The organism is Enterobacter genomosp. O (assembly GCF_001022965.1).
GTDB lineage: Bacteria > Pseudomonadota > Gammaproteobacteria > Enterobacterales > Enterobacteriaceae > Enterobacter > Enterobacter cloacae_L.
The window spans coordinates 41197-54386 of record NZ_LECZ01000023.1 but is presented as its reverse complement, the minus strand read 5'-3'; the positions used below and the strand labels follow the sequence as shown (position 1 = coordinate 54386).

Annotated in this window: 12 protein-coding genes; 5 read left to right on the top strand and 7 right to left on the bottom strand. The window is 56.6% G+C overall.

The window, feature by feature from the left end; genetic code table 11:
• Nucleotides 1-5: 5 nt before the first annotated feature.
• The gene (gene ulaR / locus ABR39_RS05630; RefSeq protein ID WP_047346131.1) at nucleotides 6-761 is read left to right on the top strand and encodes an HTH-type transcriptional regulator UlaR; all 756 of its coding nucleotides are present in this window, start codon (nucleotides 6-8) and stop codon (nucleotides 759-761) included.
• Here the strand turns inward: ulaR and yjfP are convergent.
• Entirely contained in the window at nucleotides 758-1480 is a 723-nt protein-coding gene (gene yjfP, locus ABR39_RS05625) for an esterase (protein WP_047346130.1), read from the bottom strand. The genes ulaR and yjfP overlap by 4 nt on opposite strands.
• A 137-nt stretch (nucleotides 1481-1617) precedes the next feature.
• On the opposite strand from yjfP, the gene bsmA reads away from it, so the two are divergent.
• From bsmA to ABR39_RS05610, 3 genes are all read left to right on the top strand, one after another.
• Nucleotides 1618-1947 (top strand): biofilm peroxide resistance protein BsmA, encoded by a 330-nt coding sequence (bsmA, locus tag ABR39_RS05620; RefSeq protein WP_048339024.1) that lies wholly within the window; start codon nucleotides 1618-1620, stop codon nucleotides 1945-1947.
• A 136-nt stretch (nucleotides 1948-2083) separates the two neighbouring features.
• Nucleotides 2084-2371 (top strand): DUF1471 family protease activator YjfN, encoded by a 288-nt coding sequence (gene yjfN, locus ABR39_RS05615; RefSeq protein WP_021240708.1) that lies wholly within the window; start codon nucleotides 2084-2086, stop codon nucleotides 2369-2371.
• 172 nt (nucleotides 2372-2543) lie between these two features.
• Nucleotides 2544-4475 (top strand): methyl-accepting chemotaxis protein, encoded by a 1932-nt coding sequence (locus ABR39_RS05610; RefSeq protein ID WP_047346128.1) that lies wholly within the window; start codon nucleotides 2544-2546, stop codon nucleotides 4473-4475.
• On the opposite strand, the gene ABR39_RS05605 is transcribed toward ABR39_RS05610, so the two are convergent.
• A complete protein-coding gene (locus ABR39_RS05605; RefSeq protein ID WP_047346127.1) occupies nucleotides 4472-6094 on the bottom strand; it encodes an isovaleryl-CoA dehydrogenase in 1623 nt (540 codons plus the stop codon). The two genes, ABR39_RS05610 and ABR39_RS05605, sit on opposite strands and share 4 nt — an antisense overlap.
• A gap of 194 nt (nucleotides 6095-6288) precedes the next feature.
• Here ABR39_RS05605 and ABR39_RS05600 point away from each other — a divergent pair, with 194 nt between their 5' ends.
• Nucleotides 6289-7563, top strand: a complete 1275-nt coding sequence (locus ABR39_RS05600; protein ID WP_047346126.1) for an MFS transporter — start codon at nucleotides 6289-6291, stop codon at nucleotides 7561-7563.
• Nucleotides 7564-7653: 90 nt separating this feature from the next.
• Here the strand turns inward: ABR39_RS05600 and rlmB are convergent, their stop codons facing one another.
• From rlmB to ABR39_RS05575, 5 genes are all read right to left on the bottom strand, one after another.
• Nucleotides 7654-8388 (bottom strand): 23S rRNA (guanosine(2251)-2'-O)-methyltransferase RlmB, encoded by a 735-nt coding sequence (rlmB, locus tag ABR39_RS05595; RefSeq protein WP_028015258.1) that lies wholly within the window; start codon nucleotides 8386-8388, stop codon nucleotides 7654-7656.
• A gap of 65 nt (nucleotides 8389-8453) precedes the next feature.
• On the bottom strand, nucleotides 8454-10898 hold the full coding sequence (gene rnr / locus ABR39_RS05590) for a ribonuclease R (RefSeq protein WP_047346125.1): 2445 nt from the start codon (nucleotides 10896-10898) through the stop codon (nucleotides 8454-8456).
• Nucleotides 10899-10936: 38 nt separating this feature from the next.
• On the bottom strand, nucleotides 10937-11362 hold the full coding sequence (gene nsrR, locus ABR39_RS05585) for a nitric oxide-sensing transcriptional repressor NsrR (protein ID WP_010427492.1): 426 nt from the start codon (nucleotides 11360-11362) through the stop codon (nucleotides 10937-10939).
• 192 nt (nucleotides 11363-11554) lie between these two features.
• Nucleotides 11555-12853 carry an adenylosuccinate synthase gene (locus ABR39_RS05580; RefSeq protein ID WP_047346433.1) on the bottom strand — a complete coding sequence of 433 codons (1299 nt, stop codon included), beginning with the start codon at nucleotides 12851-12853 and terminating at the stop codon, nucleotides 11555-11557.
• Between the two features lie 104 nt (nucleotides 12854-12957).
• Nucleotides 12958-13155 (bottom strand): DUF2065 domain-containing protein, encoded by a 198-nt coding sequence (locus ABR39_RS05575; RefSeq protein WP_003855996.1) that lies wholly within the window; start codon nucleotides 13153-13155, stop codon nucleotides 12958-12960.
• Nucleotides 13156-13190: the final 35 nt, after the last annotated feature.

Genomic DNA, 13190 nt, shown 5'->3' with positions numbered 1-13190 from the left:
AGCTCATGACGGAAGCGCAACGGCATCAAATTCTCCTGGAACTCCTGGCGCAAACAGGGTTTATCACCGTCGAGAAAGTGATCGAACGTTTAGGGATCTCCCCGGCAACAGCGCGGCGGGATATCAACAAGCTGGATGAAAGCGGCAAACTGAAAAAGGTTCGCAACGGGGCGGAAGCAATCAGCCAGCAGCGCCCCCGCTGGACACCGATGAATATTCATCAGGCGCAAAATCACGATGAAAAGGTGCGCATTGCCCGAGCGGCCTCCCAGCTGGTGAATCCCGGTGAGAGCGTCGTCATCAACTGCGGCTCCACGGCGTTTCTACTGGGCCGCGAAATGTGCGGCAAGCCGGTGCAAATCATCACCAACTACCTACCGCTCGCCAACTATCTTATCGATCAGGAGCATGAGAGCGTCGTGATCATGGGCGGCCAGTACAACAAAAGCCAGTCCATTACGCTCAGCCCGCAGGACAGTGAAAACAGCCTCTATGCCGGGCACTGGATGTTTACCAGCGGCAAAGGCCTTACCGCAGATGGCCTCTATAAAACCGATATGCTCACCGCGATGGCGGAACAAAACATGCTCAACGTCGTGGGCAAGCTCGTTGTACTGGTCGACAGCAGCAAAGTGGGCGAGCGCGCAGGGATGTTATTCAGCCGTGCCGAACAGATCGATATGGTGATCACCGGCAAAGGTGCCAACCCTGAAATCCTCCAGAAGCTGGAAGATCAGGGCATGAAAATCCTGCGCGTTTAGAGGTGCTTGCGAAAAAACGCCACCGTGGCGTCCAGCGCCGTTGGGGTGATGCGGTGGCGGACGCCCGCTTCCCACAGGCAGGTCAGGTTGCCATCCAGCCCCTCGTGCTGCAGCGCCTGCTGAAGGCGGAAAGTTCCGTCGGGCGGGACCACATCATCTGCATCACCGTGCCACAGCAGCAGCGGGCGATCGGCCAGGCGCGGCAATGCCCGGGCCACTTCCCACTCTGCCAGCAACGCCGTCATTTCCGTTAAATCCTGAGGAGGAAAAAGCGTCTTCGCCAGCGACGTAAAATAGCCCGAGCCCATCAGACAGGCGACGGACCTCACTTCAGGATGATGCGTCATAATCCCCAGCGCGGTCATACCGCCCATCGACGCCCCGGCGACGGCCAGCCGGTTATCGGCCACTAGCCCGGCCTCATAAAGCGCATCGCGCAACCCGGCAAACTCGGTCAGACTACCGTACAGAATGTGCCAGAACCGCCCAAGCCGCGCCTGTTCATTGCCCGTAAAGCGTGCGCCGTGGTCGGGAGCATCCGGCATCACTACCCGAAAACCCGCCTGCGCCAGCGCCACTGCAAAATAACTGTAGACCAGCTTAGATGACGTAAACCCATGATAAAAAACGACAACAGGCAGCGGTTTATCACGTTTGCCCGCGGGCATCGCGTGTAAAATTTCATGGTCGCCGAGGTGGCGTATTTCAATTTCAATCATTGTCGACCCTGTGCGAATGTATGATTCATAATGTTGAGAACTGGGTTACGCTTTCACGCCATTTTCATTCGAAATATACGTCCCAGATAACACTTCGGGAACATTCCCCCAAAACTAAATTCACAGACAACTACACTATGGCTATCAGGAAACGAGATATGGTTATGCGCAGGTTTGCTGCTTTATTGCTGGTGTTTCTGCTTAGTGGCTGTAGCGCACTGCAGGGAACGCCGCAACCCGCTCCACCGGTCGCCGATCATCCACAGGAGATTCGTCGTAATCAGACGGAAGGATTACAACGAATGGGCACCGTCTCCGCGCTGGTTCGCGGTTCTCCGGATGACGCAGAAGCGGCAATAAAAGCACAGGCCGTCGCCGCCAAAGCAGATTATTACGTCATCATTATGATCGATGAAACCATCATAACGGGACAGTGGTACTCGCAGGCTATTTTGTACCGTAAATAATGGTTTTCATTTGAACGACATTTACACTGCTTTGCGTCCATAGACATTTTCCTGTCCACAATAAACTCCATGCCCGCGTCAATGGAAAGGAGTTTATTCGCGAAGGATTGCCCGGCGGATACCGGAGATATGTGAAATGGAGCTGACGATGAAACGAACTCTTGCTTTGACCTCACTGTTGCTCTCTGCAGGCCTTGTGAGCACCACCGCTCAGTCAGCAGAATTCGCCAGTGCTGACTGTGTGACTGGCCTGAATGAAATTGGCCAGATCTCCGTGAATAATATCTCGGGGAGCCCGCAGGACGTTGAACGTGTCGTGGCATTAAAGGCCGATGAGCAGGGTGCTTCATGGTATCGCATCATCCAGATGCAGGAAGATAACCATATCGACCACTGGCGGGTACAGGCCATTCTCTACGTGTAATATCCCTCCTGATAAAAGCCACTTATTTTTAGTGGCTTTTCGTTTTTGCAAATTTTTTATCTTATAGAAAACCAAACAAGAACAATAAAATAACATTTTGTTACATTAATTAAGTAAACGTAATCTCCGCTCTGCCGTTGAAGAACCATACCTTTTCAATGATGAGCAATTTATGATCAACGTTTTTCGCCGTGCAGGACTGGGGACGAAGCTATCGCTGCTGACGGGCGTCAGTGTCGCCACGCTATTTCTGCTTTTCACTTTTCTGCTCAGCCAAAAAGCCAGCCAGCAACTGGAGGCCCTTGCGGTAGAAGACCTGCATAATCAGTCCACCGGCATGGTCGACATGGTGCAGATGTTTAACACCAGCCTGAGTGAAGAGGTTGAGAGTTATACCCGGCTATTTACCACCTTTTTACCGCAGCCGCTGAATATTGATAATTCCCAACCCCAGACGATTAACGGGCTCAGCGTTCCACTTCTGAAAGGTGGCGAAACCGGGCTGCATGAAAACAACACCCTGTCTGACGATTTTCTGAACCGCACGGGAGCCATTTCGACGCTGTTTGTACGCAGCGGTAACGACTTTGTTCGCGTGGCCACGTCTCTTCGCAAAGAGAATGGCGAACGGGCAATGGGCACCGTTCTGGATACCTCCAGCCCGGCCTTTGCCGCCGTCAACAAAGGTGAAGTCTACCGTGGCCTGGCGCTGCTGTTTGGCAAACGCTACATCACCCAGTACCAGCCCGTGAAAAACGCCGAAGGACAGGTCATTGCGATTGTCTTTGTCGGGGTGGACATTACTCACTCCTGGAACGTGATGCGCGAAAAAATCCTCAACCGCCGCTTGGGCGAAAGCGGTCACTTCTTTGTGCTGGATCGCAGCAGCGGTAAAACGCGCGGGCAATACCTGTTCCACGCCACTGAAGAAGGACAACTGCCGAAGTGGGACGGCGCGACGCAGCAGCAGCTTCTGGATGATAAGCCCGGCACGCTCGAACGCACAAGCGACGACGGTCGCACGCTGAAGATGGCTTATACCCCGCTTCCTGGCTGGAACTGGACTATCGTGGGTGAAGTGGATAAATCGGTGCTGCTCTCAAGCGTCACCGCCATGCGCGATCGTTTCCTGCTGGCCGGCGTGGTCTTATCCATCCTCTTTGCTGGCCTGTTCGTGGTCCTTATTCGCCGCGTGCTGACCCGACCGCTGCGTAATGTTATCCATCTTGCCCGGCAATACGCCGCAGGCGATCTCCGTTCCAGCCTGCCCGTGACGCGCCAGGACGAGGTCGGCCAGCTGATCGATGCCATCAACGGCATCGGCGGCGGCCTGCAAAAAATTGTGCTGCAGGTTCGCGAAGCCGCGGGCGAGATCCATTTGGGCACTAACGCGCTGGCCTCCGATACAGGCGAGATTTCAGAGCAGATCAACAAGCAGGCCAGCAGCGTGGAAGAGACCTCCGCCAGCATGGAGCAACTGGCCGCGACCGTGCAGCAAAATGCCGCCAACATGGAGCAAACCCAGCAGCTGGTGGGTGAAACCTCGCTCGCGGTCCATCAGGGCGGTGAAACGGTCACCCACGCGGTGTCGACCATGGACGACATTCGCGAAGCGTCAAAACGCATCGAAGACATCACTCGCGTGATCGAGTCCATCGCTTTCCAGACGAATATTCTGGCGCTGAATGCGGCAGTGGAAGCGGCCCGCGCGGGCGAGCATGGAAAAGGGTTTGCCGTTGTCGCGCAGGAAGTTCGTGCCCTGGCGGGGCGCAGCGCTAACGCGGTGAAGGAGATTGAACAGCTGATTGGCGATACGCTCAGGAAAGTGAGTGAGGGCCATGCGCTGTCTGAACAGACGCGCCTGGCGATGGATGACATCATCATTCATATCGATAACATCAGCCAGCTGGTCACCGAGATTAACCATGCGTCACGCGAGCAATCCGCAGGCATAGGCCAGGTGAATCTCGCCATGACCCATATTGGCGAAGCGTCGCATATCAATGCCGATCGCATCTCACGCAGCGAGCAAACCGCACAAACGCTGCGCGAGAAGGGTTCACACCTGACCCAGCTGGTGAGTCTGTTCCAGCTTAAAAGCTAGCCAACCCTGCCCGTGGCGCGCAGCAGCAGGTCACTTTGTACCTGCTCGCTCATCAGCGTACCGCCCCGGGTGTCCAGCATCATGCGGCACCACGCCTGCGCCACCGGGGGCGATGCGTGCCGCAGCATTTGGCTGCCGGCGCCCAGTAAAAAGAGCTGTTGAGCAATTTCCCTGCCCTGCGCCTCCTGCGGCTTACGCAGCTTTTGCTGAAGCTGCCGCCAGCTGCGGTCGAAGTGTCTGTCCTGCCCTTTTACCTGCGCAAACTCATCGGCAAGCAGGTCGTGAATACCTGGCTGCTTCGCCAGCACGCGCAGCACGTCCAGGCACATGATATTGCCCGATCCTTCCCAGATGCTGTTCACCGGCATCTCGCGGTACAGGCGGGGAAGTTCACTCTCCTCGCAGTACCCGATTCCTCCCAGCACCTCCATCGCTTCAGCCACAAACGGAATACCCGCTTTACACACGCAAAATTTCGCGGCCGGGGTAAACAGCCGCGCCCAGGCAGCCTCTTGCGGATCGGTGCGTTTATCCCAGGCGCGAGCCAGGCGGAACAGCAGCGCCGTGTGTCCCTCCAGCACCAGCGCCATCCGGCTTAATACCTCGCGCATTAACGGCTGATCGATGAGGTTTTTGCCGAAGGTTTGACGCTGATGGGCATGGTACAGCGCCACCGAGAGCGCCCGTCGCATCAGCCCGTGGCTGCCCAGCGCGCAGTCGAAGCGCGTCAGCCCGCCCATTTTGAGTATCTGCCGAACCCCTTCGCCCTCTTCCCCCAGTAGCCAGCCGGAGGCATCAAGAAACTCCGCCTCGCTGCTGGCGTTGGAGCGGTTCCCGAGCTTGTCCTTAAGGCGCTCCAGCCGCACGGCGTTACGCTGTCCGTCGGGCAAAAAGCGCGGCACAAAAAAGCAGGACAACCCGCCTTTCGCCTGGGCCAGCACCAGGTGCGCATCGCTTTGCGGGACGGAGAAAAACCATTTGTGCCCCACCAGCCGGTAGCTGCCGTCGCTGCATTTCTCCGCTTTGGTGGTGTTGCTGAGTACATCCGAGCCGCCCTGCTTCTCCGTCATCCCCATGCCGATCAGCAGGCCGCGCTTTTGCGCGCCGGGGGCGAGATGAGGATCGTAGCGATCGCTAAGTAGCGGCGTCAGCCAGTCGTGAAAGGTTTTTGGGAGCGCCTGCTGCAGCAGCGGCGTCGCGGCGAACGTCATGGTGACGGGACAAAGCGTGCCCGCCTCAACCTGAGCATGCAGGACAAAGCGCGCGGCCCGGGCGACAAACGCGCCTTTCCGCGCCTCCTCTTCCCATGCCAGGTTATGTACGCGGTTGGCACACAGACCCTGCATCAGCAAGTGCCAGGCCGGGTGAAAGCGGACGTCATCCAGCCGCTCTCCGGTGGCGTCATAGCGTAGTAGCTCCGGCGGATTAACGTTAGCCAGCCGGCCCAGCTCCAGTGATTCTGCCGTACCAAGCTGCTGGCCAATGCTGGCGAGAAGTTCGATATCCCACTCAGCTCCTTCACGCGTCACCGCGTCGCGCAGGGCGCAATCCGAGAGAAAAAGGTTACTGTTAGAGAGCGGTGCGGGTTGATTGAAAACGGTATGTGTTTGCCAGTGCATGCTGTCTCCCTCCTTCAGTGGCAATGAAGGTAAGTATGGACAGACCCCGTTAACGCTGCATGGGAGTGACGTCACACCGTGGCGATCCCGCTGATATCATTCGTGAAATGGCTCACAGAACATAAGAATAAACTATTTCATCCCTTCTGCTTTATTGAATAATTTATTCTCTCCCCCTTTCAGTGAGGAAAGTTATGCAACCGGATGCGCACAAACGAGCATTAATTGCAGGCTCCATTGGTAACTTTATTGAGTGGTATGAGTTTGCGGTCTACGGTTTTCTGGCGACCGTCATTGCGAAGAATTTCTTCCAGCTTGAAGGGGAAGCGGGGCTCACCAGCCTGATCCTTACCTACGCCTCATTTGCCATCGCTTTCTTCTTCCGTCCGCTGGGTGCGGTGGTGTTTGGCCGCATCGGTGACCGAATCGGCCGAAAACCGACGCTGATTATTGTGCTGGTGCTGATGACGCTCGCTACTGCCGCCATTGGTCTTGTGCCGGTCTACGCCAGCATCGGTATCGCAGCGCCGCTGATTATCACGCTGCTACGCATCCTGCAGGGGTTGTTCGCGGGCGGCGAGTACGGCGGTGCGGTCTCGCTGATGACGGAGTTTGCCCCACGCGGCAAGCGCGGGCTCTACGGCGCGTGGCAGTCCTTTACCGTGGCGCTGGGCTTGTTAGCGGGCGCAGGCATCGTGGCGCTACTCTCCGCCCTCCTCACGCCTGAGGTATTGCATGACTGGGGCTGGCGCATTCCGTTCTTCCTGGCGCTGCCTATGGGCGTCGTTGCGCTGTGGCTGCGTGTCAGCATGGAAGAGACGCCAAGCTTTGTGCAGCAGCAGGAAAAACCGCTCGTCGCTCAGGCGGATACCGTCGCCACGGTCAAAGCCATCATGATGGGGATTGGCCGCGTAATGGTCTGGTCCGCGGCGGGGTATACCTATCTGGTCATTATGCCGACCTATCTGCAGTCGGCGCTGCACACCGGGTTTAACCAGGCGCTGCTGATAGCGGTGATATCGAATATCGGTTTTGCGCTGACGATTATCCCGTCAGGGATCCTGAGCGACAGGATTGGCCGCCGTACGGTGATGATTATCGCCACCGTACTGCTGCTGCTCCTCGCCCTGCCGCTGCTGAAAATTTTGCAGGCGGAGTCCAGCACGCTGGCGGTGAAAGCGGTCGTGGTATTGATTGCAGGCGGTCTGGTGGGAATGCTGGCAGGTCCGGGGCCCGCGATGCTTTCGGAGATGTTCCCGACGCGCGTGCGCTATACCGGCCTTGGGCTGGCCTATTCCCTGTCGAACGCGATTTTCTCGGGGTGTGCGGGGCTGATTATCACCGGTCTGATTAAAGAAACGGGAAACCTGGATATTCCGGGGTATTACGTGATGGCGACGGCGGTAGTGAGTATTGCCGCGCTGTTGACGCTGAGGAAGGATGACCATCTGCGGTCGTTAGAGGAGTGAGGTTGTCACCGTCTGGTGCCCTCACCCCGGCCCTCTCCCACCGGGAGAGGGCGAAAACACAAAAGGCCGTCCACCGGACGGCCTTGCTGTTTATTCTCCGCGCTGACGCACCGCTTCAAACAGGCAGATACCTGTCGCAACGGAAACGTTCAGGGACGACACGCTGCCCGCCATCGGAATGCTGATCAGCTCATCGCAGTGCTCGCGCGTCAGGCGACGCATACCTTCACCTTCCGCACCCATTACCAGCGCCAGGCGGCCGGTCATTTTGCTCTGATACAGGGTATGATCCGCTTCACCGGCGGTACCGACGATCCAGATGTTCTCTTCCTGCAGCAGACGCATGGTGCGCGCCAGGTTGGTCACGCGGATCAGCGGAACGTTTTCCGCCGCGCCGCAGGCCACTTTCTTCGCCGTCGCATTCAGCTGTGCAGAACGATCTTTCGGCACGATCACCGCATGCACGCCCGCCGCATCCGCGCTGCGCAGGCAGGCACCGAGGTTGTGCGGATCGGTAACGCCATCGAGGATCAGGAAGAACGGATTCTCCAGCTCGGCAATCAGATCCGGCAGATCGTTTTCCTGATACTGACGGCCCGGCTTCACGCGGGCGATAATCCCCTGGTGAACCGCGCCTTCACTTTTCTCATCCAGGAACTGGCGGTTTGCCAGCTGGATCACCACGCCCTGCGCTTCCAGCGCGTGGATCAGCGGCATCAGACGTTTGTCTTCACGCCCTTTCAGAATAAACACTTCCTGAAAACGCTCCGGTGCGCGCTCCAGCAGGGCCTGCACCGCGTGGATGCCGTAAATCATTTCACTCATTGATGGTTCTCGTAATAAATATTACCCCTCTCCCCACTGGGGAGAGGGTCAGGGTGAGGGGAAAATTACTTCGCCTGCTTTTTCTTGGCCGCGCGCTTCGCTTTGGTGGCGGCAGCGATTTTCTGGGTCTTAGCGGAAGGCTTTTTCGCTGAGCGAGCTTCTTTCTTCGCCGCCTTCGGCTTCTGTTTCTTCTCGCCGCGGAACGCGCTGTCCGGTTCGAAGTTTACCTTCTTCCCCGCCTGACGACGTTTACCGCCGCCCGGTTTACCGTTACCGCCTTTTTTCGCTTTCTCACGCTCGGTTTTGCCGACGTTACGCGGCGCGCGCTCGCTGGAGATCAGGCTGAAGTCGATTTTACGGTCGTCCATATTCACGGCCTCAACCTTCACTTCCACACGGTCGCCCAGACGATAGGTCTGACCGCCAGACTCGCCAATCAGGCGCTGGCCGACCTGGTCGAAGCGATAATAGTCGTTATCCAGGCTGGAGACGTGCACCAGACCGTCGATAAACAGCTCGTCCAGCCGTACGAAGAAACCAAAGCCGGTCACGCTGGCAATCACGCCTTTGAAAACGTTGCCTACCTGATCCAGCATAAAGTCACACTTCAGCCAGTCCGCAACGTCACGAGTGGCTTCATCGGCACGACGCTCGGCCATGGAGCAGTGCTGACCCAGCTGCAGCATCTCTTCCATCGAATAGTGGTAGCCACCGGTTTCGGTGGTATTCCCTTTATGGCCCTGCTCCTGCGCCAGCAGATACTTGATCGCGCGGTGCAAAGAGAGGTCAGGGTAACGACGGATCGGCGACGTGAAGTGGGCATAAGACTGCAGCGCCAGGCCGAAGTGACCACGGTTTTCCGGATCGTAAATCGCCTGCTTCATAGAGCGCAGCAGCATCGTCTGCAGCATTTCTGCATCCGGACGATCGCTAATGGACTCCAGCAGCTCGGCGTAATCGCGCGGCTCTGGCTTGTTGCCGCCCGGCAGCTCCAGACCGAGTTCGGCCAGCACGGAGCGGAACGACGTAATGGCTTCCGTGGTCGGCTTATCGTGAATACGGAACAGCGCCGGTTCTTTGGCTTTTTCGACGAAGCGTGCCGCCGAGATATTCGCCAGGATCATACACTCTTCGATCAGCTTGTGCGCATCGTTACGCTGGGTCTGTTCGATACGCTCAATGCGGCGCTCAGCGTTGAAGATAAATTTCGCCTCTTCACTCTCAAACGAGATCCCGCCGCGCTCTTCGCGCGCCTGGTCCAGCGTTTTGTAGAGGTTATGCAGCTCTTCAATATGTTTAACCAGCGGTGCATACTGCTCGCGAAGCTCCTGGTCGCCCTGCAGCATATGCCAGACCTTGGTATAGGTCAGACGCGCATGCGAGCTCATTACCGCTTCGTAGAACTTGTAGCCCGTTAAGCGCCCTTTGGTGGAGATGGTCATCTCACAAACCATGCAGAGACGGTCAACCTGCGGGTTCAGGGAGCACAGGCCGTTAGACAGCACTTCCGGCAGCATCGGGACAACCTGCGACGGGAAGTAGACTGAGGTGCCACGGCTGCGCGCTTCGTTATCCAGCGGGGTATGCGGACGGACATAGTAGCTTACGTCCGCAATAGCCACCCACAGACGCCAGCCGCCGCCGCGTTTTTTCTCGCAGTAGACGGCGTCATCGAAGTCGCGGGCGTCTTCACCATCGATAGTGACCAGCGGCAGGGAGCGGAGATCCACGCGGCCCACTTTGGACTCTTCCGGGACTTCTTCACGCAGGCTTTCGATCTGCTCTTCAACCGCTTTCGGCCAGACGTACGGAATTTCATGGGTACGCAGCGCCATATCAACGGCCATCGTGGTGCCCATATTATCGCCCAGTACTTCGACGATTTTACCTACCGCTTTGGTGCGACGGGTTGGGCGCTGGGTGAGTTCCACCACCACCACAAAGCCCATGCGGGCACCCATTACCTCTTCAGGTGGGATCAGGATGTCGAAGCTCAGACGGCTGTCGTCCGGGACCACGAAGCCTACGCCCGCGTCGGTAAAGTAGCGGCCAACAATCTGGCTGGTTTTTGGCACCAGAACGCGCACGACGCGCGCTTCGCGGCGACCTTTACGGTCGGCGCCCAGCGGCTGTGCCAGGATCTGGTCACCGTGGATGCACATTTTCATCTGTTCAGATGAGAGATACAGATCGTCTTTACGCCCTTCAACGCGCAGGAAGCCGAACCCATCGCGGTGACCAATAACGGTCCCTTTCAGCAGATCGAGGCGTTCTGGCAGCGCGTAGCACTGGCGGCGGGTAAAGACCAGCTGCCCGTCGCGCTCCATCGCGCGCAGGCGGCGGCGAAGGGCTTCAATTTGCTCTTCACCTTCAATGTTTAATTCAACGGCAAGTTCTTCACGATTGGCGGGTTTTTCGCGTTTTGTTAAGTGTTCAATGATGAACTCGCGGCTGGGGATAGGATTCGCGTATTTTTCGGCTTCGCGTTCCTGGAAAGGATCGTGTGACATGTCGGTTCCTCCGTTGTCAGCTCCGGTGGAAATTTTCTTCATTCCACCAGCAATAATTTATAAAGCGGTTGATTCTCTTCAACCAAATCGGCCAGCGTGTAGTTATCCAGCTCCATGAGAAAACTTTGCACGGCCTTAGAAAGCGCCTGTTTCAGGCGACAAGCGGGCGTAATGTGGCAGAACTCGCTGCTGCAGTTCACCAGAGATAATGGCTCCAGTTCACGTACCACATCGCCAACACGAATACTCTGTGCCGGTTTACCGAGACGGATCCCACCATTCTTCCCGCGGACGGCAGCAACGTATCCGGCACGGCTAAGTTGATTGATTATTTTGACCATATGATTACGGGATACGCCGTAGACCTCTGTCACTTCAGAGATACTGGTCATTTTCCCATCGGGTAACGACGCCATGTAGATCAGCGCACGTAAGCCGTAATCGGTGAAACTTGTTAACTGCACATCAACCTCAGGAAAAAGGGAAATCGCGGACAAACCGCAGAGATATTCATTAATGATGATAAACCAGCCAGATAGTTGGCGGCTAATTTATTTGACAGACGGGGCGAAAAAGCGGAGATCCAGGAGCGGTCGCCGGATGGCGCTACGCTTATCCGGCCTGCGGGTCACCCCGCAGGCCAGCATTCACGAAGATTATGCGTCGAACGGGTCGCGCAGGATCATCGTTTCAGTACGATCCGGGCCGGTTGAGATAATGTCGATCGGCACTTCGGTCAATTCTTCAATGCGCTTGATGTAATCCAGCGCCGCCTGAGGCAGGCCGCTACGCTCTTTCACACCGAAGGTGGTCTCAGACCAGCCCGGCATGGTTTCGTAGATTGGCTCGATGCCTTCCCAGTCGTCAGCTGCCAGCGGAGTGGTGGTCACTTCGCGGCCATCTGGCATACGGTAGCCTACGCAGATTTTCACTTCTTTCAGGCCGTCCAGTACGTCCAGCTTGGTCAGGCAGAAGCCAGACAGGGAGTTGATCTGCACTGCACGACGCACGGCAACCGCATCCAGCCAGCCGGTACGACGACGACGACCGGTGGTCGCGCCAAACTCGTTACCCTGCTTGCACAGGAACTCGCCGGTTTCATCAAACAGCTCGGTCGGGAATGGACCCGCACCCACGCGAGTGGAGTACGCTTTGATGATGCCCAGAACGTAGTTCACATAACGTGGACCCAGGCCAGAGCCGGTCGCCACGCCACCTGCGGTGGTGTTAGAAGAGGTTACGTACGGATAGGTACCGTGGTCGATGTCCAGCAGCGTACCCTGCGCACCTTCAAACATGACGAAATCGCCACGCTTGCGCGCCTGGTCCAGCAGATCGGATACATCAACAACCATACCGGTCAGAATGTCTGCAATCGCCATGACGTCATCCAGCACTTTCTGGTAGTCAACAGCGTCAGCTTTGTAGAAATTCACCAGCTGGAAGTTGTGATATTCCATCACTTCTTTCAGTTTTTCAGCAAAAGTTGCTTTGTCGAAGAGGTCACCCACGCGCAGACCGCGACGTGCAACTTTATCTTCATAAGCCGGGCCGATACCACGACCGGTGGTACCGATCGCTTTCGCGCCGCGTGCTTTTTCACGCGCAACGTCCAGCGCCACGTGATAATCCAGGATCAGCGGGCAGGCTTCAGAGAGCAGCAGACGCTCACGAACAGGGATACCACGGTCTTCCAGACCTTTCATCTCTTTCATCAGCGCAGCTGGAGACAGCACAACGCCGTTACCGATGATGCTGGTGACGTTTTCGCGAAGAATGCCTGATGGAATCAGATGGAGGACGGTTTTTTCACCGTTGATTACGAGAGTATGGCCTGCGTTGTGACCGCCCTGGTAGCGTACAACATATTTAGCCCGTTCAGTCAGAAGATCAACAATCTTCCCTTTACCTTCGTCACCCCATTGGGTGCCCAGTACGACGACGTTGTTACCCATTTTTTTCAAAATCACCGTTTGCTTAAAAATGGATTCTACCATCGCTTTTTCAGATATACAGCACTTTTTGACCTTAAAGCACGCCAAATCCGACCACTTTTTGATCAGCCAATCGTTTTCCTCAACATGTAGTAGATAACGATGCCAGCAACCACAAGACCGCCGCCAAAACGACGCAAAATATTATCCGGAAGTTGGCTCATCGTCGCGATCATACGACGCCACGCGCGCGGATAAAGCATCGGCCCCAGTCCTTCCAGGACTAAAACGAGCGCCAGTGCCAGCCAGATCGTTGAATTCATTCTTAATCCTTATAAAAGAAAACCACCGCTCCGTT

Bases quoted from the DNA above. Each gene is read 5' to 3' on its own strand.
- ABR39_RS05600 (WP_047346126.1), top strand. From the start codon at position 6,289: ATGCAACCGGATGCGCACAAACGAGCATTAATTGCAGGCTCCATTGGT.
- ulaR (WP_047346131.1), top strand. From the start codon at position 6: ATGACGGAAGCGCAACGGCATCAAATTCTCCTGGAACTCCTGGCGCAA.
- ABR39_RS05605 (WP_047346127.1), bottom strand. From the start codon at position 6,094: ATGCACTGGCAAACACATACCGTTTTCAATCAACCCGCACCGCTCTCT.
- ABR39_RS05575 (WP_003855996.1), bottom strand. From the start codon at position 13,155: ATGAATTCAACGATCTGGCTGGCACTGGCGCTCGTTTTAGTCCTGGAA.
- yjfP (WP_047346130.1), bottom strand. From the start codon at position 1,480: ATGATTGAAATTGAAATACGCCACCTCGGCGACCATGAAATTTTACAC.
- yjfN (WP_021240708.1), top strand. From the start codon at position 2,084: ATGGAGCTGACGATGAAACGAACTCTTGCTTTGACCTCACTGTTGCTC.
- rnr (WP_047346125.1), bottom strand. From the start codon at position 10,898: ATGTCACACGATCCTTTCCAGGAACGCGAAGCCGAAAAATACGCGAAT.
- rlmB (WP_028015258.1), bottom strand. From the start codon at position 8,388: ATGAGTGAAATGATTTACGGCATCCACGCGGTGCAGGCCCTGCTGGAG.
- ABR39_RS05580 (WP_047346433.1), bottom strand. From the start codon at position 12,853: ATGGGTAACAACGTCGTCGTACTGGGCACCCAATGGGGTGACGAAGGT.
- ABR39_RS05610 (WP_047346128.1), top strand. From the start codon at position 2,544: ATGATCAACGTTTTTCGCCGTGCAGGACTGGGGACGAAGCTATCGCTG.
- bsmA (WP_048339024.1), top strand. From the start codon at position 1,618: ATGGCTATCAGGAAACGAGATATGGTTATGCGCAGGTTTGCTGCTTTA.